Genomic DNA, 19,397 nt, shown 5'->3' with positions numbered 1-19,397 from the left:
ACCTGTGCGACTGGAGGGTGACGTGATTGCTTCTGAGCGATTCGAGCGTGCCGCGGTGCTGGGGGTGGCTGTGGCCGAGGAGACTCGGCGGCTGCTGAAACTCCACCTGGGGGAGGGTGAGGAGGGCGAGGACGGCACGGTCCTCGTCGACGTGCCCTATCCCGACGCGGTCGTGGTGACGGCGCTGCTCGACGTGGCGGCCGAGTGCTTCGGCGAGCGAGGAGGCTCGATCGAGGAGACCAGGCAGGCGGCGTTGGAGACGTTGTTACAGCTGGCCGGCTTCGACGAGGAGTCCCAGCTCAACCGGGGTTGACCAGGCCGTGCCGGTAGGCGTAGGTGACGGCCTGGGCCCGGTCGCGAAGGTGGGCCTTGGCGAAGAGGTTGTTGATGTGGGTCTTGACGGTGGCTTCGGTGATGTAGAGGCGGGAGGCGATCTCGGCGTTCGACAGGCCCTCGGCGATGAGAGCCAGCACCTCGCTCTCGCGCGGCGTAAGCCCGTCGGGCGCCCCACCACCCCACGCCGCCGCCCCCCGCCCACCACGCCCGCCTGCGACCCCGGACTCCCGCCCACCCGCGACCCCGGACCGACGTCCGTCCGCGCTCGTGGACTCCCGCTCGGCTGCGCTCCCTGATCCGCGCCCGTCCACGACCGTCGACCCCTGCCCGGCTCCGGCTCCGCCCCTGTACCCGCGTCCGCCCACAGCCCCGGACACCCGCCCGGCTGAGGGCCCGGACACCCGCCCGGCTGCGGGTCCGGATCCGCGCTCGGCTGCGTCCCCTGGCCCGCTTCCGTCCGCGTCCATCGACTCCTGCCCGGCTGTGGCCCCGTACCCGCGTCCGGCTGTGGCCCCGGTCTCGCGTCCGGCCGCGGTGTCGGATCCGCGTGTGGGCGCAGGCGCGGGGCTGCTCGCTGCCGTTCCGGACCCTGTCTCGATGGCTTCTGGGTCGCTTGCGGCGGGGACTGGCGATCGAGGGGCAGGCGCTTGGGGCGGGGTGGCCTGGGTCGGCGGGGGTGGCGTGGTCGGGGGTGGGGACATCGTGTCGAGGAGGCGGCGTTGCACCGTGGGGTCGAGCTGGGCGTCGCCGCGCATCACCGTGGCCACGGCCGAGGCGATGTCGTCGGCCTCCGCGTCCTTGGTGAGGAAGCCCCGCGCGCCCGCCCGTAGCGCGGCGAAGACCGAATCGTCATCCGAATACGTGGTGAGCACGACGACCTGGGTCTCCGGGTACGCGGTGCGGATGCGGCCGGTGGCCTCCACGCCGTCCATGCGGGGCATGCGCAGGTCCATGAGCACCACGTCCGGCCGCTCCGCGCCGACCAGCCGCAGCGCCGCCTCGCCGTCGCCCGCCGACCCGACCACCTCGATCCCCGGCAGCAGGCCGAGCAGCAGCACCAGGCCCTCACGCACCACGGCCTGGTCGTCGACCACGACCACCCTGGTCATACGGGCACCTCCTGAGGTTCGAGGGGAGCGGCCATCCGCCGGCTCCCGGAGCTCGGCGGTGGGAGATGGCCGGCCGGTGGGTAGCCCGTCAGGCCGGCCGGGGAGCAGCCCATTAGGACAGTCGGTGAGCACTCCGCCAGGCGGCTGGCCGGTGGGCAGGCTGCTGGGACAGCCGGTGGGCGGCTCCCCACGGTGGTGGGTGAGCCGTGGGTCGGGGCGGTGGGTGGGTTGTGGAGGCGGGGTCATGCTGGGACTCGCAGGTGGACCTGGAAGCCGCCGTCGCGCTCGCCCGCCGACAGCGTGCCGCCGAGGAGCTCGGCGCGTTCGCGCATGCCCACCAGGCCGTACCCACCGCCCGGTGAGCCCTTCTCGGCGGAGGCAGGGTTGGTGACGCGCAGGTCGCAGCCGGTCGGGTCGAAGTCGAGCTCGACCGTGGCCGGGCTGCCGGGCGCGTGGCGGCGGACGTTCGTGAGGGCCTCCTGGGCGGTGCGGAGCAGGGCGAGCTCCGTTTCCGGCGGGAGGCGCTGCTCGGGACCCGAGATGCGCAGCGTGCACGACTGGTGCGCCGTGTGCTCGAAGTCCTTCGCGAGGGTACGCAGCGCCACGGGCAGCGCGGGCGGGTCCTCGCGCAGCGCCGACACCGCCCGCCTGGCCTCATCTAGGCCCGACTTGGCCAGGTCGCGGGCGTGGGTGACGCGGTCGAGGGCCTCGGCCGTCCGCTCCGCGCGGAGCAGCAGCTTGGCTCCTTCCAGGTGGACGAGCTGGGCGGAGAGCGAGTGGGCGAGGATGTCGTGGATCTCCCTGGCGATTCTGGCTCGCTCCGCGAGCACGGCCTCCCTCGCCTCGGCGGCCCTGGTGGCCTTGCGCTGCTTCGCCGCGTACGTGATCAGGAAGATCAGGCAGACGCTGAGAACGAGGGTGAGGTCGTTCGCCGGGGAGCCGGAGAGCTCGGCGGCCACGACGAGCCCTATGACGGCCAGCAGCCCGATGGTGAACGACTGGCGCAACGACAGGCGGCTCACCGCCAGGCTGACGCAGACGAGCAGGACGCCGATCGTCACCCCGCTGTGGGTGATCGAGTTGAGGGCGATGGAGAAGAGCACCGCCAGGCCGAGGGCGATCAGTGTGACGAGCTGTGAGGCTCTCCCCGGCAGGCGGACCGCCTTCCATGGCGCGGCTCCTCGGTGCGGCTGTGCGGCGTCGGCCGCCGTTGCCCGGCGAGAGGTCTCGTGTGGCGAAGGCGACATGAGATGCGGCGGGCGCGACATGAGGTGCGGCGAGGGCGACATGACGTGTGGCGGGCGCGGCAGGACATGGGGCGGGCGCGACAGGAGGAGGATCGCGAGCAGCGTGAGGGCGAGTGCCACGGTCAGGAGCGTGACGGCCAGGGCGACGCCGGTGAGGCCGGGTGCGGGGGTCGCCCGCACCTGGACCACGATCAGCAGCACGATCAACCCCAGCCGCAACGCGACGGGGACGACTCTGGACAATCCACGCATCACCTCATGAAAGTATCCGGTTGCCGGTGAGCGCACGTCCCCGGCGGGCGACGAGGTACGCCTGGGTGCCGATGGTCAGGCCGAGGAACACCAGGACACTCCCGGTGGAGACGGTCAGGCCGGCGGCCACCCCGGCGAAGTAGAGGGCGACGCGGGTGGCCATAGAGGCCAGCCAGGCCAGCAGGGTCCAGCCGGTGGCCTTCGACCAGGCGACACCGGAGTCGTCGACCCACATGCGTACGGTCCTCGCGCGCCACACACCGAGCGCCACGGCGGCGACCGCCTCCACGGCGAAGAGGGTGGCGCTGAGGGCGAGGTGCCCGGTGTCGACGAGCCCGCCCGAACCCCCGGAGTCGAGCAGGCCGCCCGAGACGAGGCCGAGGACGATCATGGCGGCGGCGGTGTAGAGGCTGCCCGTCGCGGCGGCGGGGCGGGTGCGCGTCTGGCGGTAGATGACGAACACGACGGCGAGGAGGACGAGGAGGGAGATTTGCACAGTTTCCACAGGCCACGACCGTAGGGAGGCGGCGATCGTACCGGATCGGTCTGTGGGTTGAGTGCCCCGATCTCCACCCTGGGGTGGAGGCGGGTCGCTGCCGGTGCGGATCCTCGGTTACCGTCCCCCTATGCGCATTCTCTCGGTGAACGTGGGCACGCCGGTCGACGCCGATTGGGCGGGGAACCTGAAGCGTACGGCGATCGACAAGCGGGCGGTCCCGCACCGGGTCCAGGTGCTGGCCGACGGGCTGGTCGGGGACGAGCAGGCGGACAAGCAGCACCACGGCTCGCCCGATCAGGCCGTCTACGCCTACGCCGGTGAGGATTACGACTGGTGGGAGGGCGAGCTGGGCAGGGAGCTGCGCCACGGGCAGTTCGGCGAGAACCTGACCACGTCCGGCCTCGACGTCAACGGCGCCCTGGTCGGCGAGCGGTGGCGGGTGGGCGGGGCCGTGCTGGAGGTGACCAAGCCGAGGACGCCGTGCGTGGTGTTCCGCAACTGGATGGACGAGTCCGGCTGGATCAAGCGGTTCACGGCGGCGGCGCGGCCCGGGGCGTACCTGAAGGTGGTCGAGCTCGGCGAGCTGGGGGCGGGGGACGAGGTGGAGATCGTCTCGCGGCCCGATACCGGAGTCAGCGTGGCCGACTGGTTCCGGGCCAGGCACGGTGACAGGGACGCGTTGCGCCGCATCCTGGCGGTTCCCGGACATGACGCCCGGTGGGACGAGATGGCCGAGCGCGTCCTCGCCTGAGAGGGGAGGCCGCGCCCGGCCGGGTCGTCAGCGCAGGACCGAGTAGAGCGCCGAGGTGAGCGAGGCGCGCGCGTCGTCCTGGTCGATCGACCACATCATCGACCCGCCGAGCCCCTTGAGCCGGATGTAGGCCGCCTTCTGCACCAGCATGGCCGGGTCGTCGTAGGACCAGAACTCGTTCCCGTCATAGAGCCACATGGCCCCGGTGCGCAGGTCGCGGTAGCGCTTGCCGGGCTTGCCGACCAGGTCCTTGTAGTCCTCCGTGCCGGGGGCCCACTTGCCGGGGGCCGGGCCGGTGGCGGGCGCGTACAGGCCGTCGCCGCCGCCGGTCACGCCCGTCCAGCCCTGGCCGTACGCGGGCACGCCGACCACGAGCTTGCGGGCGGGCGCGCCGCGCGAGAGGTAGTCGCGTACGGTCTGGTCCACGCTGTACTTCACCGGGTTCGGGTCCCGCCGGTCGGTGAACAGGTTCCCGTTGTGCCCGGTCTGCGGCTCCCACGTACCGTGCAGGTCGTACCCCTGCACGGTCGCGAAGTCGAGCTGCCTGAACACCCTGCGCACCTCGAACCCGGCGTCGATCTTGGCCGCCGCGGCCGGCAGGAACGCCGTGAGCTGCGCCCCGGACGAGAACGCCTTGAGCTGCCCTCGCAGCTCCTCCACGAACAGCGTGAAGTTCCGCTTGTCCTCGGGCCTGATGACGTTGCCCTCGGCCCCGGCCGAGCCCGGCCACTCCCAGTCCAGGTCGATCCCGTCGAACACGCCGGCGCCCGCGCCCGGCTCCAGCCCCGGCAGGTTGCCGCGCAGCCACAGGTCGATGCAGGAGCTGGCCAGCGCGGCCCGGGACTCGGGGGTGAGCACGGCGTCGGAGAAGTACTTCGAGCCGGTCCAGCCGCCCAGGGAGATCATCGTCTTGAGCCCAGGGTGCTTGGCCTTGAGCTTGCGGAGCTGGTTGAGGTTGCCGTTGAGGGCCTGGCCGGGCGCGTCCGCGACCCCGTCCACGCTCTGCTCCGCCGGCACCGGCCGCTGCCAGTCGGCCCACGGGTCGGCCGAGTAGCAGCCGCCTTCGGCGTTCACGAAGCCGAACGCGTAGTTCAGGTGCGTGAGCTTGGCCGCGGCGCCCGAGACGTCCACGTCCTTGACGTGGTAGTTCCGGCCGTAGATGCCCCATTGGATGAAGTACGCGACCCGTTTGAAGCCGGAGTGGGCCTCGGCGGGCACGGAGATCGCCGTGAGGCCGAGTAAGAGCGACAGTGCGAGCAGGATCTTCTTCTTCACGGAGCGGCTCCCGGGGACTGCGCCACTTATATAGGAAACTTTCCTATAAGTTAGACGCGATCGTAGAGCCGCCGCCCGTCACCGTCAACGATCCGCGCGACCTCCGCCGGATCCGACAGCAGCCCCCACGCGAACGCGGGGTGGGAGAACAGCGACACCACCAGGTCGGCGAGGTCCTGCCTGGTGGTCGCCGCCGACGGCAGGCTCACGCTCGGGCGGCGGCTGCAGGAAGGCGTTCGTCCAGTCGGTGACCGGAGCCCCCGCCTCCCACATCCGCTCCGCCGTGGTACGGGCGAATTCGATGTCCCCTTTGCCGGTATGGCGTCAGTGGACCCGCCACGGTTTGCAGGTGGATCGGAGCACCCTTGGGAGCCGGGCAAACTGGAGGCGTGCCATCGACCCTGCCTGACGGCGATCCCGCGCCCACCTCGGGCGAGCTGCCCGCCGGCGCCCTGAGCGGCCTCGGCGAGCGCCCGTTCGGCTTCTACGTGCACGTGCCGTTCTGCGTGACGCGTTGCGGCTACTGCGACTTCAACACCTACACCGCCGCCGAGCTGGGCCCAGGCGCCTCGCACCGAGACTACGCCGACACGGTGGTGGCGGAGATACGCCTCGCGCGCCGCGTCCTGGGCGGCTCCGACCTGCCGGTGGAGACGGTGTTCTTCGGCGGTGGCACCCCCACCCTGCTGCCCCCGGAAGACCTGGCCAGGATCCTGGCCGCGATCGACTCGGAGTTCGGGCTGAAGCCGGGGGCCGAGGTCACCACGGAGGCCAATCCCGAGTCCGTCGACCCCTCCTACCTGGAGAAGCTGCGCCACGGCGGGTTCAACCGGATCAGCTTCGGCATGCAGAGCGCCCGCGAGCACGTGCTCCAGGTCCTCGACCGGCGGCACACGCCCGGCCGGGCGGCGGCGGCCGTGCGGGAGGCGCGGGCGGCCGGGTTCGAGCACGTCAACCTCGACCTGATCTACAGCACGCCGGGGGAGTCCGACGACGACTGGCGGGCCTCGCTGACGGCGGCGATCGAGGCCGGTCCCGACCACGTGTCGGCGTACTCGCTGATCGTCGAGGAGGGCACCCGGCTGGCGGCCCGGATCCGGCGCGGCGAGCTGCCGATGCCCGACGACGACGTGGCCGCCGACCGCTACCTGATCGCCGACGAGCTGCTGGCCGCGGCCGGGTTCAGCTGGTACGAGGTGTCCAACTGGGCCGTCTCCGACGAGGCGCGCTGCCGCCACAACCTGCTCTACTGGACCGGCGGCGACTGGTGGGCGGCCGGCCCCGGCGCGCACAGCCACGTCGGCGGCACCCGCTGGTGGAACGTCAAACACCCGGCCGCCTACGCGCAGCGGCTGGCCGCCGGCGCCTCGCCCGCCCACGCGCGCGAGGTGCTCGGCCAGGACGACCGCGACGCCGAGCGGCTGATGCTGGAGCTGCGGCTGGTCTCCGGCTACCCGCTGGCCGAGGTGGCGCCCGCGGCGCGCACGGCCGTGGCGAGCGCACTGGCGCGCGGGCTGCTGGAGCCCGAGCCGTTCAGGTCGGGGCTGATGGTGCTGACCCTCCAGGGGCGGCTGCTGGCCGACGCCCTCATCAGGGATCTCCTGGTCTAGGTGATCATCCGGATGGAGAACGGGTAGCGGTACGGCTGGCCCTTGTTCGTGGCCATGGCGGCCTGGATGTGGAAGATCAGCGACAGGATCCAGACGATCGGCAGTAGCAGGATGCCGATGAAGACGACCGTCAGGATGCCGGCGATCAGGTAGCCGATGAACATCGTGATCTGGAAGTTCAGCGCCTCAGCGGCCTGGTCCCTGACGTAGGGGGACTCGTCCTTCTTCATCAGGTAGATGATCAGCGGGCCGATCCACGAGACCAGCAGGCCGAGGAGGTGCGAGAGCATCGCCATGGTGGTGTCGTCGGTGCCGGGGCGCGGGCCGAACCTGCCGGGGATGTACGGCTCGCCGGGGCCCTGGGGGTAGCCGTGTGCGCCGGGGCGGCCGTACGCGCCCGGCTGGCCGTAGCCGGGGGGCGGCGGCTGCCCGTAGTTGGGCTGGGAGCCGGACTGGTGGCCGTAAGGCGCCTGCTGGCCATAGGGGATCTGCTGCCCGTAGGCGCCCGGCTGCCCGTAGCCGGGCTGGGAGCCTGGCTGCTGGCCGTACCCGGGAGGCGGCGGCTGGCCGTAGCTGGGCTGCTGGCCGTAGCCGGGCTGGGAGCCGGGTTGCTGGCCGTAGCCGGGCTGGGAGCCGGGTTGCTGGCCGTAACCCGGCTGCGATCCGGGTTGCTGGCCGTACCCGGGAGGCGGCGGCTGGCCGTAGCCGGGCTGCTGGGGGCCGGAGGGCGGGGGGAGGTCCGCGGGGGTGACTCTGCGCGTGGCGTCGTCGTCGGGCGGTGGCTGGGGCGGGTCGTGGGTCATGGTGCCTCCGTAACGAAGTCGATCAGTTCCTCGACCCGGCCGAGCAGCTCCGGCTCCAGGTCCGTGTACTTCGAGACGGCGCCGAGAATGCGCCGCCATGCCTCCGCGGGCTCCATGCGCCAGCCGAGGGCGGCGATCACGCCCTCCTTCCACGGCACCCCGCGCGGCACGTCGGGCCAGGCGGGGATGCGCAGCACGGAGGGTTTGACCGCCTGCCAGATGTCGATGTAGGGGTGCCCCACCACCAGCACGTCCGGTGAGGTGATCTCGGCGGCGATCCTGCTCTCCTTGGAGCCGGGCACCAGGTGGTCCACCAGCACGCCCAGCCGGCGCCCCGGCTCGGGGCCGAACTCCGCCACGATGGCGGGCAGGTCGTCCACGCCTTCGAGATATTCGACCACGACCCCCTCGACCCGAAGGTCATGGCCCCAGATCTTCTCCACGAGGGCGGCGTCGTGCACGCCCTCCACGTAGATCCGGCTCTGCCTGGCCACCCTGGCCCGCAGCCCCTCCACGGCGATGGAGCCCGACGCGCTGCGCCTGGGGCCCGCGGGGGCCGCCGTGGGGCGGACCAGGGTCACGGCCTTGCCGTCCAGCAGGAAGGCGGCGGGTGCGAGGGGGAACAGGCGGCGCTTGCCGAACCGGTCTTCGAGCGTGACGGCCTCCTTGTCGCAGGCCACCACGGCGCCGCAGAAGCCGCTGTCCGCGTCCTCCACGACGAGGTCCGGCTCGGCGGGCACTTTCGGGATCTTGCCCTTGCCCGGCCGACGCCAATTTCCCGACAGAACATCGCCCTCGTACACACGGGGACCGTAGCAAATCACCCGCTGACCGCAAGGCGCTTACGCGCACCGCTGCGGCGTACGAGGACGGTGATGGTGCCGGCGATCGCGACGAGCAGACCCACGCCGGGGACGAGCACCAGCGCGGCCAGCCCGCCGGTGATCCCGCCCACGGCGGACAGGGCGTCGCGGCCCACGCCGTAGCGTACGGTGGCCTGCTCCTGGTTGGTGCAGGTGAGCTGGTAGTCGCCCTTGGCCGGGGCGTTGATCACGAGGAACTGCTCCCAGACGGCCCCGTTCACCGTGACCTTCTGGGTGCCCGCGGTCTTGGCCAGCCTGGCCTGCCCGGGCCCGCCGGTGATGGCGCAGTCGTAGGTGACCTGAGTGTCACTGGCGATGTACACGGCGGGCTTGTCGGCCGGGTCCACCGGGACGGTGACGCTTTCGCCCGACGCGAACGTCCGGGTCGGAGCCAGGTCCGCCACGCTGCTCACCACCCCGCCGGTGAACATGAGCACCCCCGCCACCGCGCACACCACGAACACGCCCCAGGCCGCCGCGAGCCACCACAGGCGGGGCTTTATCGCTTTGGAGTCGATTCGTGGCGGAAATTGGGGCTGTTGGCCGTATTGTCCGTACTGAGGTGGCGGGCCGAACTGGGTGGGCTGACCGTACTGCGGCAGCTGACCGTACTGCGGTGGCTGGCCGTACTGCGGTGGCTGGCCGAAAGGCGGCTGTCCGTAGGGCGGCTGGCCCTGTGGTGGCTGGCCGGGGCCGGGCTGAGAGCCGGGCTGGGGGCCGTAACCGGGCTGGGAGCCCGGTTGCGGGCCGTAGCCGGGCTGGGAGCCGGGCTGCGGGCCGTACTGAGGAGGTCGCGGCTGACCGTGGTAAGGACCCTGCCCGGGCGGGGGGCCGTACGACGGGGGCTGGGATTCGTCGGTCATATGGGCAAGTGTGAGGCCTGTCGCTTCCAGGAAGCTAGCAGCAGGATGGGACGCGGTGTTATCGCACCTTGTGGGCGAGAGCCGTACACTTGGCACTCGGGAACACAGAGTGCTAGACACCGCGTTCCTGATAAGGACAGAGGCAGGAGGTGAGCACGTGCTCGACGATCGGAAACTGGCGGTGCTCCGCGCCATTGTCGAAGACTACGTGTCCACCAACGAACCGGTGGGCTCCAAGGCACTCGCCGAGCGCCACAACCTGAAGGTCTCCCCGGCGACGGTCAGGAACGACATGGCCGCGCTGGAGGAGGAAGGCTACATCACCCAGCCCCACACCAGCGCGGGCCGTGTGCCGACGGACAAGGGCTACCGCCTGTTCGTCGACCGGCTGTCGCAGGTCAAGCCGTTGTCGGGGGCCGAGCGCAGGGCGATCGAGACGTTCCTCGCCGGCGCCGTCGACCTCGACGACGTGGTCACCCGCACGGTCCGGCTGCTCGCGCAGCTGACCAGGCAGGTGGCGGTGGTGCAATACCCGACGCTGACGCGTTCGACGGTCAGGCACGTCGAGCTGGTCCCGCTGAACGACCGGCGGGTCATGCTCGTGCTGATCACCAACACCGGCCGGGTCGAGCAGCGCGTGGTCGAGCTGCCCGAAGTGGTGGAGGACACCCGCATTGCGCATCTGCGGGCCGTGCTCAACGCCTGCCTCGACGGCTGCGGCCTGAGCACCGTCCCGGAGCTGGTCGCCGACCTGCCCGAGCGGCTGCCCGTCGAAGACCGGCCCGCCGTGGCCACGATCCTGTCCGTGCTGCTCGAGACGCTGGTGGAGCGGCACGACGAGAAGATCGTGTTCGCCGGCGCGGCCAACCTCGCCGGCGCCGACTTCACCGTCGGCCTGCGCGACGTGCTGGAGGCGCTGGAAGAGCAGGTGGTCCTGATGCGGCTGCTCGGCGAGACTTCATCAGACACGCCGTCCGCTCTCACCGTGCGCATCGGCTCAGAAAACCCCTACCTGCGCGGCACATCCGTCGTCGCGACCGGATACGGTTCTGGCGACAACCAACTTGCCCGGCTCGGCGTGCTGGGGCCGACCAGGATGGACTATCCCGTGACGATGGGCGCCGTACGCGCGGTGGCACGCTACGTCAGCCAGATCCTGGCTGCATCATAAGAGGTCGATAAGTGGCAAACAGCGACTACTACGCCACCCTCGGGGTGCGCCGTGACGCAAGTCAGGACGAGATCAAGAAGGCCTACCGCCGACTCGCCCGTGAGCTGCACCCCGACGTGAACCCCGATCCTGAGACCCAGGAGCGGTTCAAGGAGATCACGCAGGCTTACGAGGTGCTGTCCGATCCGAACAAGCGCCAGATGTACGACCTGGGTGGCGACCCCTTCGGCGGCGCGGCGGCGGGCGCGGGCGCCGGAGGCTTCGGAGCGGGCTTCCCCTTCAGCGACATCATGGACGCCTTCTTCGGCACGGCGGGCGGCGCCCGGGGGCCCCGCTCGCGCGCCCGCAGGGGCCGCAACGCCACCATCCGGGTGGAGCTCGACCTGCGCGAGACGGCGTTCGGCACCACCCGCGAGCTGGTCGTCGACACGGCCGTGCTGTGCGAGGTGTGCCACGGCGCGGGAGCCGCGGCGGGCACCCACCCCGACACCTGTGACATGTGCAACGGGCGCGGCGAGATCTCCCAGGTCACCCGGTCCTTCCTGGGCCAGGTCATGACCTCGCGGCCGTGCCCGCAGTGCGGTGGCTTCGGCACGATCATCCGCCACCCCTGCCAGGAGTGCTCCGGCGACGGCCGGGTGCGCACCCGCCGTACGATCAAGGTCCGCATCCCCGCGGGCGTGGAGGACGGCACCCACATCCAGCTCGCCGGCGAGGGCGAGGTCGGCCCCGGCGGCGGACCACCCGGAGACCTGTTCCTGGAGATCGTCGAGCGGGCCCACGAGATCTTCGAGCGGCGCGGCGACGACCTGCACTGCACCGTGCAGATCCCGATGACCGCCGCCGCCCTCGGCACCATCCTGGCGGTGGAGACGCTCGACGGCTCCGAGGAGGTCGACGTCCGCCCCGGCACGCAGTCCGGCCAGGTCATCACCATGTACGGGCGCGGTGTGCAGCGGCTCAACGAGTCCGGCAGGGGTGACCTGCTGATCCACGTCAACGTGGAGACGCCGACCCGGCTCGACACGGCCCAGGAAGAGCTCCTGCGCGAACTGTCCAGGCAGCGGGGTGAGGAGCGCCCGCCTGGCAAGTTCGCACCGGGACAGCAGGGTTTTTTCTCCCGCCTGCGTGACGCCTTCAACGGCCGGTGACGTGACCGCACCCGTGTTCCTGGCCCACCGGCTGGACGGGCCGGAGCTGACGCTCGACGGCCCCGAGGGGCGGCACGCGGCCTCCGTGCGCCGCCTGCGGGCCGGTGAGCGGGTCGATCTGACCGACGGGGCCGGCGGGGTGGCCGAATGCGTCGTCCGCGAGACGCTGAAGGACGCGCTCAGGCTCGACGTGCTGCGCCGCTACGACGTCGAGGCGCCCCGGCCCCGGATCGTGGTCGTCCAGGGGCTGCCCAAGGGCGACCGGGGCGAGCTGGCGGTCGAGATGATGACCGAGGCGGGTGTGGACGTGATCGTGCCCTGGGCGGCCGCGCGCAGCATCACGCAGTGGAAGGGCAACAAGGTCGCCAAGGCGCTGGGCCGGTGGCGCTCCACGGCCCGCGAGGCGGGCAAGCAGGCCCGCCGGTTCCACCTGCCCGAGGTGGCGGACCTGGCCTCGACCGCGCAGGTCGAGCGGCTGCTGTCGGAGGCGGCGCTGGGGCTGGTGCTGCACGAGGAGGCGGCCGAGCCGCTGTCCGGGGTGGAGCTGCCGGCCGGGGGCGACATCGTGGTGGTCGTGGGGCCCGAAGGGGGCGTCTCGGAGGAGGAGCTGGCCGGGTTCCGGGCGGCCAAGGCGATGCCGGTGCTGCTGGGGCCGACGGTCCTGCGCACGTCCACGGCGGGGGTGGCGGCGGCGGCCGTGCTGCTCAGCCGCACGGGGCGCTGGTGAGCTCCTAGGGCGTGGTCTGGTCGGTCTCCAGCAGGGGACTGGCCACGGTGGTGGGAGTCTCCGTCACGTCGTCGGGCGGGCATTCCTCAGGTGGACACGACGTCGTGGGCTGCGCTGTCGTCTGCTCCACGGTGGGCGTCGGCGAGATCACGGGGCAGTCGGCCGGCGGCTCGACCTGCTCGGCCTGGGTGGACGGGCAGTCGGTGGGGGTGGCGCTGGGCGACGGCGACGGCGACGGCCTGCTGGTCGAGTCGGCCTTCTTGGTGGGCCGCGGCGACGCCGGCTGCGTGGTGTCAGGGATCACGACCTTGGGCTGGTCGGGACTCGGCTCCTGCGCCGGGGGCTGCTGCGAGCGGGTGGTGGAGGAGTTGGACGGGACTTCGGTGACCTCGTTGCCCAGCGGGGCGACGGGCTTCTGGTCGATGATCTGGGAACGCAGCTCGGGGACAGCCATCACGATCGTTCCGGCCACCAGGATGGCGCTGGCGGCGGCCGCGCCCGCTCGCCACCAGAACAGGTTGCGTACGCCACGCCGCTCGATGCGGGCACGGATGATCTCCAGTCCTTCCGGCGAGGGCACGACCGCGTCCGCCTCCGCGCGGAGCGCACGGCGCAGCAGATCGCCGTACTCGTCGGGGGGCTGGGTCATGACATTTTCTCCAGGACCGATCGCAAGGCGGCCATGCCACGTGCCGTGTGGCTCTTGACCGCGCCCTTGCTGATGCCCATGGCGTGGGCGATCTCAGCTTCGGACAGATCACCGTAGTAGCGTAGGACCAGTGCTTCTCTCTGTCGGGTCGGCAGGGCACGTAACGCCTCGATGACGGCGGAGCGTTCCAGCTCGCCGATCGCGCCGTTCTCGGCGCTCGGGGCGTCGGGCAGGCCCTTGGGAGCATACTTCTCGACGACCGCGCGGTGACGCAGCACGGACCTGGACCGGTTGACGACAGATTGACGCAGGTAGGCGAGTGCTTTGTCGGGGTCGCGCAGCCTACGCCAGGCGCCATGGATGGCGACGAACGCATCCTGCACGACTTCCTCAGCTGTTGCTATGTCGCGCACCAGCAACACAGCGAGACGCACCAACGACCGAAAGTGCGCGCTGTACAGCGCGGTAACGGCCATGTCGGCATCCCACCCGACCGGCACCGCCCCCATCGACCTGTCGGCCAGAAGGGTTTCGGTGGTCACATCAGTGGGACGCGCGGCCTTCCCAGAGGGTTTACGCTCTTCCGGTTCTTGAGGTTTCCCCGGTTCCTTAGGGTGCATTACCCAGTCGTGTCCTCGCCAGGTGGCGCTCGCCCGACCCTGAATCGTCTGTTTTTACGCTGAAGTGTCGCACACTCACCCTAACCGCGTCGATCTTCGTACGCACGACACAGCCGATTACCGATTCGCAACGGACTCGCTGACGGCAGCCCTCTCTGTAGGGTGATCGGGTGAGCGATTGCCTCTTCTGCAAAATCGTCGCCAAGCAGATTCCCGCTGAGATCGTTTATGAAACCGGCCGGACCCTCGCGTTCCGCGACATCAACCCGCAGGCGCCCACCCACGCGCTGGTCATCCCGAAGGAGCACCACGCCGACGCGGCAGCGCTGGCGGCGGCCGACGACGGTCTCGCCGACGAGGTGCTGAAGTCCGCCCACGAGGTGGCCGTGCTGGACGGCGTGGCCGAGGGCGGTTACCGGATCGTGTTCAACACCGGGCCCGGCGCCGGGCAGACCGTCTTCCACGTGCACGCCCACATCCTGGGCGGGCGGGATCTGAGCTGGCCGCCCGGATAACCGGACGCGGTGATATTGACGCGAGCAATCCGCCTGCTCCCGGATACGATGGGCGGAGAAGCACACCGAAAGAGACCGGGAGGCATCAGGCCGCTGGCCTGCCCATGTCCGAACTACACGAATCCCGACGCACGGCACCTCCCTCGCGCACTCAAGCGAAGGTGCTGATACCGGACGAATATCCGATGGTCAGCCTCCTGGGCTCCCGTGACGAGCTGCTGCGCGTCATCGAGGGCGCCTTCCGGGCCGACATCCATGTGCGGGGCAACGAGATCACCGTGACCGGCAGCCCCGACGAGAGCGGCACCGTGGTGCGGCTCTTCGAGGAGCTGGTCGAAGTCCTGCGCAGCGGCGGAGAGCTCACCCCCGACGCGGTCGAGCGCAGCATCGCCATGCTGCGCATGACCTCCGACCGCCCCGCCGAGGTCCTCTCCCTCGACATCCTGTCCTCCCGTGGCCGGACGATCCGCCCGAAGACGGTCAACCAGAAGCGCTACGTCGACGCGATCGACAAGCACACGATCGTGTTCGGCATCGGCCCGGCCGGCACCGGCAAGACCTATCTCGCGATGGCCAAGGCCGTGCGCGCGCTGCAGGAGAAGCGGGTCAACCGCATCATCCTGACCCGCCCGGCGGTCGAGGCCGGCGAGCGGCTCGGCTTCCTGCCCGGCACGCTCTACGAGAAGATCGACCCCTACCTGCGGCCCCTCTACGACGCGCTGCACGACATGGTCGACCCCGACTCGATCCCCAAGCTGATGGCGGCGGGCACGATCGAGGTCGCACCGCTGGCATACATGCGCGGCCGGGCGCAGCCGCTCGGCACCGGCGTGCTGACTCCCGACGGATGGCGCTCCATCGGAGAGCTCGAGGTCGGTGACCTCGTCATCGGGTCGAACGGCGAGCCGACCCCTGTGCTGGGCGTCTACCCGCAGGGGGAGAAGAAGATCTATCGGCTGTACAGCCAGGACGGTGCTTCGGTGCTCGCCTCCGAAGACCACCTCTGGACTGTCCGCACCCGTGACGACGCCAGACGCGAGCAGCCGTGGCGGGTGTTGGAGACCAAGGAGCTGATCGGCGACCTGCGGTCCTCTCACTACCACAAGTGGGAGCTGCCGCTGCTGAGCGTGCCGGTCTGCTTTCCCGAGCGCGAGGTTCCCATGGATCCGTACGCGCTCGGCCTGCTCCTGGGAGACGGGTGTGTCACCGGGACGACCACCCCGAGTTTCGCGACGGAAGACCCGGAGCTGGTCATGGCGCTCGAGCATGCCCTTCCCGGCGTGCGGGCGCGGTGGAAGGGCGGGCCGGACTACGTGCTCAACCGGGTGAGGCAGCCCGGGGAAAGCATGACGATCGCCAATCCGATCACCGACGTCATGCGGCGCCTGCGCCTGTCGGGCTGCAAGTCGAACACGAAGTTCGTGCCCGAGGTCTATCTGCGCAACACGGCTGAGACGAGGATGGCGGTCCTGCAGGGACTGCTCGACGCTGACGGGGGGCCTGTCACCCAGCAGGGGCGCACGTGCCGGATCCAGTTCAGCACCGTCTCGCCGCGGCTTCGCGAGGACGTGGTCTTCCTCGTCCAGTCCCTCGGAGGCGTGGCCTACTGGCGCACGCGTCCGGCGAGAGGACGCACGCCCGGGTCGGCGCGGGGCAGGCAGATCCGCCACCGGCACGACGCGTACATCCTGGACATCCGGCTTCCGGAAGGCATCGAGCCTTTCCGGCTGTCGCGGAAGGCCGAGGCCTACAACGCGTCCGGAGGCGGTCGCCCGATGCGCTTCGTGGACCGCATCGAACCACGTGGTACCGCGGAGTGCGTGTGCATCCAGGTGGCGGCGGAGGACTCGCTGTACGTCACCGAGGACTTCCTCCTGACCCACAACACCCTCAACGACGCCTTCATCATCCTCGACGAGGCGCAAAACTCCTCGGCCGAGCAGATGAAGATGTTCCTGACCAGGCTCGGCTTCAACTCCAAGATCGTGGTGACCGGTGACGTGACGCAGGTCGACCTGCCCTCGGGCACGGTCAGCGGCCTGCGGGTGGTGCAGGACATCCTCGACGGCATCCCCGACATCCACTTCGCCCGCCTGTCCAGCGCCGACGTGGTCCGGCACAAGCTGGTCAGCGACATCGTCGACGCCTACGGCCGCTACGACGCCTCGCGGGAGGCCCAGGAGCCGAAGGCCATCCAGCAGCGGGGGAAGCGGCGACCGTGAGCATCGAGATCAACAACGAGTCCGGCGTCGGGGTCGACGAGGAGAGCATCACCGCCCTGGCCGCTCACGTGCTCCGCGAGATGGGCATCAACCCGCTCGCCGAGCTGTCCATCGTGGTGGTCGACGAGGACGCCATGGCCGAGCTGCACGAGAAGTGGATGGGCGAGCCCGGTCCGACGGACGTGCTGGCGTTCCCGATGGACGAGCTGCGTCCCGGCGGCGGCGCGCGGGGGGAGTCCGACGGCCCCGCCGACCCGGCGCTGCTGGGTGACGTCGTGCTCTGCCCGCAGGTGGCCGCCAGGCAGGCCGAGGAGGCCGGCCACAGCACCGCCGACGAGCTCGAGCTGCTGTGCACCCACGGCATCCTCCACCTGCTCGGCTACGACCACGCCGAGCCGGAGGAGCACAAGGAGATGTTCGGACTGCAGTCCCGGCTCCTCGAGTCGTGGCAGGAGGTGCGCAACCCGCGGTGAACGCCTGGTTGCTGTCCGTCGTCGCCCTGGTGATCATCGGTGGCCTGATCGCCAGCGCGGAGACGGCGCTGACGCGCATCTCCAGGGTGCGTGCCGAGGAATACACGCGTGAGGCCAGGCGGGGGGCGGCGCGGCTGCAGGCGATCGTGACCGACCCGCCGCGCTATCTCAACCTGCTCCTGCTGCTGCGGCTGAGCTGCGAGCTGGTCGCCACGGTGATCGCGACCCTGCTGTTCATCGACCTCCTGCACGACCAGGGCTGGGCCTACGTCTGGGCCGCGGTCGTGATGATCCTGATCAGCTACGTGGTGGTCGGGGTCATGCCGCGCACGCTGGGCCGCCAGCACGCCGAGCCGGTCGCGCTGGCCAGCGCCCCCATCGTGTACGGCCTGACCCGCATCTTCGGCCCCCTGCCCAAGCTCCTCATCCTGCTCGGCAACGCGCTGACGCCGGGCAAGGGTTTCCGCGACGGCCCGTTCACCTCGGAGGCCGAGCTGCGCGACCTGGTGGACCTGGCCGAGGAGCGCCGGGTGATCGAGCCCGACGAGCGCGAGATGATCCACTCGGTCTTCGAGCTGGGCGACACGCTGGTGCGCGAGGTCATGGTGCCGCGCACCGACATGGTCTACATCGAGCGCACGAAGACGATCAGTCAGGCCCTGTCGCTGGCGCTGCGCAGCGGGTTCTCCCGCATCCCGGTCGTGGGCGAGAACGAGGACGACGTCGTCGGCATCGCCTACCTCAAGGACATCGCCCGCAAGATCCACGAGTCCGGCGAGGGCGGGGGCAAGGAGCCGGTCGACACGATCATGCGTTCGGCCGCCTACGTGCCGGAGAGCAAGCCCATCGACCAGCTCATGCGGGAGATGCAGGCCAGGCAGATCCACATCGCCATCGTGATCGACGAATACGGCGGCACGGCCGGCCTGGTGACGATCGAGGACGTCCTGGAGGAGATCGTCGGGGAGATCACCGACGAGTACGACCAGGAGGCGCCCCGCGTGGAGCCCGTGCCGGGCGGCGGGCTGCGGGTGACGGCCCGCATGCCGGTGGACGAGCTCGGCGAGCTGTTCGACACGGAGATCGAGGTCGAGGACGTGGAGACGGTGGGCGGGCTGCTGGCCCACGCGCTCGGGCGGGTGCCGATAGCCGGGTCGCATGCGGAGGTGGCCGGGCTCTCGCTGACGGCGGAGAGCCTGGCCGGCCGCCGCAACCGCATCAGCACGGTCGTGGTGCGGCGGGTCACGCCGCCGGAGGACGAGGTCGTCCCGGCCGCCGCCGAACGCGACTAGTCCCCCGCAAGTCCCGGATGTGGATAAAGGCGGACGGAAGCCGCAAGCGTTCTACAAGTCTTCTGCAAGCCGGGTCCGGCACTCTCTAACCACGACATCCAGTGCGGTGGGTGTCACGAGAGAAGCATCCGAACGCCGGGTGGGGTTCGCGGCCGGAGGATGTTTCTGGGGGGACGACAGCGTCTCGGCTGCTAGCCGGCTGTGACGCTGCTCGGCGTAAAGGGTGTTCTCGTCCGGAAACCGGGCGGGAGCACCCTTTTTGCGTATTGGTGGACACTCCGGTGGATTGCCGCATTCGTCTGTGGGGCAGGCTGCGATCACAGGGGGGATCATGAAACGCAAACCGGGGATCATAGCCTGCGCGTTGCTGGCCGGCGTCCTGGCGGGATGCGGCGGCGGGGGAGCGGAGAGCTTCCTCGACGCGCAGGCCATGGCACAGTTGCGCGAGGTGCTCAGCAAGGATCCGCGCCTGCCGGACGGCTTCACGGCCAGGCCGGAGCAGGCGTGGCGGATGCCGTTCGGGCAGGCGGACCGGAACTGCCGGGCGCTGCTGGAGCCGGCCGGAGGGCGGGCGCCGGGGCAGGCGCTGACCGCGCAGGCGGCCGTCAGCTACCACGGCGACGGGCTGGGGGAGCAGGCCGGGGTGGGACTGGCCCGGTACGCGAACGAGCAGGCCGCGGGGCACCTCGACGACCTGGCCAGGGCGATGGGGTCGTGCCGCGTCGTACGCACCTCCAGCGGCACCTACCTGCGGCTGCAGGAGCTCCAGGTGCGGAACGCGGGGGACGAGTCCGTGGGCGCGCGGCTGCGCGGGCGGCTGCACGGTTACCCGTACGCGATGGACGTCGTGCTGTCGCGCGTGGGGGACACGCTGGTGTCCGTCGTGCACACGGGCATGAACGACGTGGACGCCGCTCGTACCGACGAGGTGGTCGAGGCGGCCATTTCCATGGTCAGCGCCTAACCTAG

The 19,397-nt window shown here is 70.7% G+C and carries 21 protein-coding genes and 1 pseudogene; 12 read left to right on the top strand and 10 right to left on the bottom strand.

The window, feature by feature from the left end:
* The first annotated feature begins 22 nt into the window (after positions 1-22).
* Positions 23-313, top strand: a complete 291-nt coding sequence (locus tag ACBJ59_RS21340; protein WP_375111957.1) for a hypothetical protein — start codon at positions 23-25, stop codon at positions 311-313.
* Here ACBJ59_RS21340 and ACBJ59_RS21335 read toward each other — a convergent pair.
* The 3 genes from ACBJ59_RS21335 to ACBJ59_RS21325 all read right to left on the bottom strand — a co-directional run bounded on the left by ACBJ59_RS21335 (position 300) and on the right by ACBJ59_RS21325 (position 3,449).
* Positions 300-1,445 carry a response regulator gene (locus ACBJ59_RS21335; RefSeq protein ID WP_375111956.1) on the bottom strand — a complete coding sequence of 382 codons (1,146 nt, stop codon included), beginning with the start codon at positions 1,443-1,445 and terminating at the stop codon, positions 300-302. The genes ACBJ59_RS21340 and ACBJ59_RS21335 overlap by 14 nt on opposite strands.
* 242 nt (positions 1,446-1,687) lie before the next feature.
* Positions 1,688-2,935: a sensor histidine kinase gene (locus ACBJ59_RS21330; protein WP_375111955.1), complete on the bottom strand. Its 1,248-nt coding sequence runs from the start codon at positions 2,933-2,935 to the stop codon at positions 1,688-1,690.
* A 13-nt stretch (positions 2,936-2,948) separates the two neighbouring features.
* Positions 2,949-3,449, bottom strand: coding sequence for a hypothetical protein (locus ACBJ59_RS21325; protein ID WP_375111954.1), 501 nt, complete (start codon positions 3,447-3,449; stop codon positions 2,949-2,951).
* A 121-nt stretch (positions 3,450-3,570) separates the two neighbouring features.
* Here ACBJ59_RS21325 and ACBJ59_RS21320 point away from each other — a divergent pair, with 121 nt between their 5' ends.
* Positions 3,571-4,194 (top strand): MOSC domain-containing protein, encoded by a 624-nt coding sequence (locus ACBJ59_RS21320; RefSeq protein ID WP_375111953.1) that lies wholly within the window; start codon positions 3,571-3,573, stop codon positions 4,192-4,194.
* A gap of 27 nt (positions 4,195-4,221) precedes the next feature.
* Here ACBJ59_RS21320 and ACBJ59_RS21315 read toward each other — a convergent pair whose 3' ends face one another.
* Together ACBJ59_RS21315 and ACBJ59_RS21310 are read right to left on the bottom strand one after the other, a co-directional pair.
* Positions 4,222-5,469, bottom strand: a complete 1,248-nt coding sequence (locus ACBJ59_RS21315; RefSeq protein WP_375111952.1) for a glycoside hydrolase family 18 protein — start codon at positions 5,467-5,469, stop codon at positions 4,222-4,224.
* Positions 5,470-5,519: 50 nt separating this feature from the next.
* The gene (locus ACBJ59_RS21310; RefSeq protein ID WP_375111951.1) at positions 5,520-5,678 is read right to left on the bottom strand and encodes a hypothetical protein; all 159 of its coding nucleotides are present in this window, start codon (positions 5,676-5,678) and stop codon (positions 5,520-5,522) included.
* A gap of 180 nt (positions 5,679-5,858) precedes the next feature.
* Here ACBJ59_RS21310 and hemW point away from each other — a divergent pair, with 180 nt between their 5' ends.
* Positions 5,859-7,079 (top strand): radical SAM family heme chaperone HemW, encoded by a 1,221-nt coding sequence (gene hemW / locus ACBJ59_RS21305; protein ID WP_375111950.1) that lies wholly within the window; start codon positions 5,859-5,861, stop codon positions 7,077-7,079.
* On the opposite strand, the gene ACBJ59_RS21300 is transcribed toward hemW, so the two are convergent.
* Genes ACBJ59_RS21300 through ACBJ59_RS21290 form a run of 3 tightly spaced genes read right to left on the bottom strand, consistent with a single transcriptional unit; the run spans position 7,076 to position 9,608 of the window.
* On the bottom strand, positions 7,076-7,882 hold the full coding sequence (locus ACBJ59_RS21300) for a DUF4870 domain-containing protein (protein WP_375111949.1): 807 nt from the start codon (positions 7,880-7,882) through the stop codon (positions 7,076-7,078). The two genes, hemW and ACBJ59_RS21300, sit on opposite strands and share 4 nt — an antisense overlap.
* Positions 7,879-8,685 carry a DUF3097 domain-containing protein gene (locus tag ACBJ59_RS21295; protein WP_375111948.1) on the bottom strand — a complete coding sequence of 269 codons (807 nt, stop codon included), beginning with the start codon at positions 8,683-8,685 and terminating at the stop codon, positions 7,879-7,881. The genes ACBJ59_RS21300 and ACBJ59_RS21295 overlap by 4 nt, the downstream gene beginning before the upstream one ends.
* 17 nt (positions 8,686-8,702) lie before the next feature.
* Positions 8,703-9,608 carry a hypothetical protein gene (locus tag ACBJ59_RS21290; RefSeq protein WP_375111947.1) on the bottom strand — a complete coding sequence of 302 codons (906 nt, stop codon included), beginning with the start codon at positions 9,606-9,608 and terminating at the stop codon, positions 8,703-8,705.
* A 157-nt stretch (positions 9,609-9,765) separates the two neighbouring features.
* Here ACBJ59_RS21290 and hrcA point away from each other — a divergent pair, with 157 nt between their 5' ends.
* The 3 genes from hrcA to ACBJ59_RS21275 are packed head-to-tail and all read left to right on the top strand — an operon-like array spanning position 9,766 to position 12,657.
* Positions 9,766-10,779, top strand: coding sequence for a heat-inducible transcriptional repressor HrcA (gene hrcA, locus ACBJ59_RS21285; RefSeq protein ID WP_375111946.1), 1,014 nt, complete (start codon positions 9,766-9,768; stop codon positions 10,777-10,779).
* 11 nt (positions 10,780-10,790) lie between these two features.
* Entirely contained in the window at positions 10,791-11,930 is a 1,140-nt protein-coding gene (gene dnaJ / locus ACBJ59_RS21280; RefSeq protein WP_364123443.1) for a molecular chaperone DnaJ, read from the top strand.
* A gap of 1 nt (position 11,931) precedes the next feature.
* A complete protein-coding gene (locus ACBJ59_RS21275) occupies positions 11,932-12,657 on the top strand; it encodes a 16S rRNA (uracil(1498)-N(3))-methyltransferase (RefSeq protein ID WP_375111944.1) in 726 nt (241 codons plus the stop codon).
* A gap of 4 nt (positions 12,658-12,661) precedes the next feature.
* Here the strand turns inward: ACBJ59_RS21275 and ACBJ59_RS21270 are convergent, their stop codons facing one another.
* Entirely contained in the window at positions 12,662-13,306 is a 645-nt protein-coding gene (locus ACBJ59_RS21270; RefSeq protein WP_375111943.1) for a hypothetical protein, read from the bottom strand.
* Entirely contained in the window at positions 13,303-13,815 is a 513-nt protein-coding gene (locus ACBJ59_RS21265; protein ID WP_080047132.1) for a SigE family RNA polymerase sigma factor, read from the bottom strand. Before ACBJ59_RS21265 ends, ACBJ59_RS21270 begins: the two co-directional genes overlap by 4 nt.
* Before the next feature lie 281 nt (positions 13,816-14,096).
* Here ACBJ59_RS21265 and ACBJ59_RS21260 point away from each other — a divergent pair, with 281 nt between their 5' ends.
* The 6 genes and pseudogenes from ACBJ59_RS21260 (at position 14,097) to ACBJ59_RS21235 (ending at position 19,392) form a co-directional block, all read left to right on the top strand.
* Positions 14,097-14,441, top strand: coding sequence for a histidine triad nucleotide-binding protein (locus ACBJ59_RS21260; protein ID WP_375111942.1), 345 nt, complete (start codon positions 14,097-14,099; stop codon positions 14,439-14,441).
* Positions 14,442-14,626: 185 nt separating this feature from the next.
* Positions 14,627-15,250, top strand: a pseudogene (locus ACBJ59_RS21255) (PhoH family protein); the annotation flags it as partial.
* Positions 15,239-16,663 carry a PhoH family protein gene (locus ACBJ59_RS21250; protein ID WP_375111991.1) on the top strand — a complete coding sequence of 475 codons (1,425 nt, stop codon included), beginning with the start codon at positions 15,239-15,241 and terminating at the stop codon, positions 16,661-16,663. The pseudogene ACBJ59_RS21255 and the gene ACBJ59_RS21250, both read left to right, overlap by 12 nt.
* On the top strand, positions 16,660-17,136 hold the full coding sequence (gene ybeY, locus ACBJ59_RS21245; protein WP_375111941.1) for an rRNA maturation RNase YbeY: 477 nt from the start codon (positions 16,660-16,662) through the stop codon (positions 17,134-17,136). Before ACBJ59_RS21250 ends, ybeY begins: the two co-directional genes overlap by 4 nt.
* Positions 17,133-18,428 (top strand): hemolysin family protein, encoded by a 1,296-nt coding sequence (locus ACBJ59_RS21240; protein ID WP_375111940.1) that lies wholly within the window; start codon positions 17,133-17,135, stop codon positions 18,426-18,428. Before ybeY ends, ACBJ59_RS21240 begins: the two co-directional genes overlap by 4 nt.
* A gap of 331 nt (positions 18,429-18,759) precedes the next feature.
* Positions 18,760-19,392 (top strand): hypothetical protein, encoded by a 633-nt coding sequence (locus ACBJ59_RS21235; RefSeq protein ID WP_375111939.1) that lies wholly within the window; start codon positions 18,760-18,762, stop codon positions 19,390-19,392.
* Positions 19,393-19,397 lie beyond the last annotated feature (5 nt).

This window comes from Nonomuraea sp. MTCD27 (assembly GCF_041950495.1).
GTDB lineage: Bacteria > Actinomycetota > Actinomycetes > Streptosporangiales > Streptosporangiaceae > Nonomuraea.
Note: the sequence above shows the minus strand (reverse complement) of the source record. Positions and strands in the feature narration are given on the sequence as shown.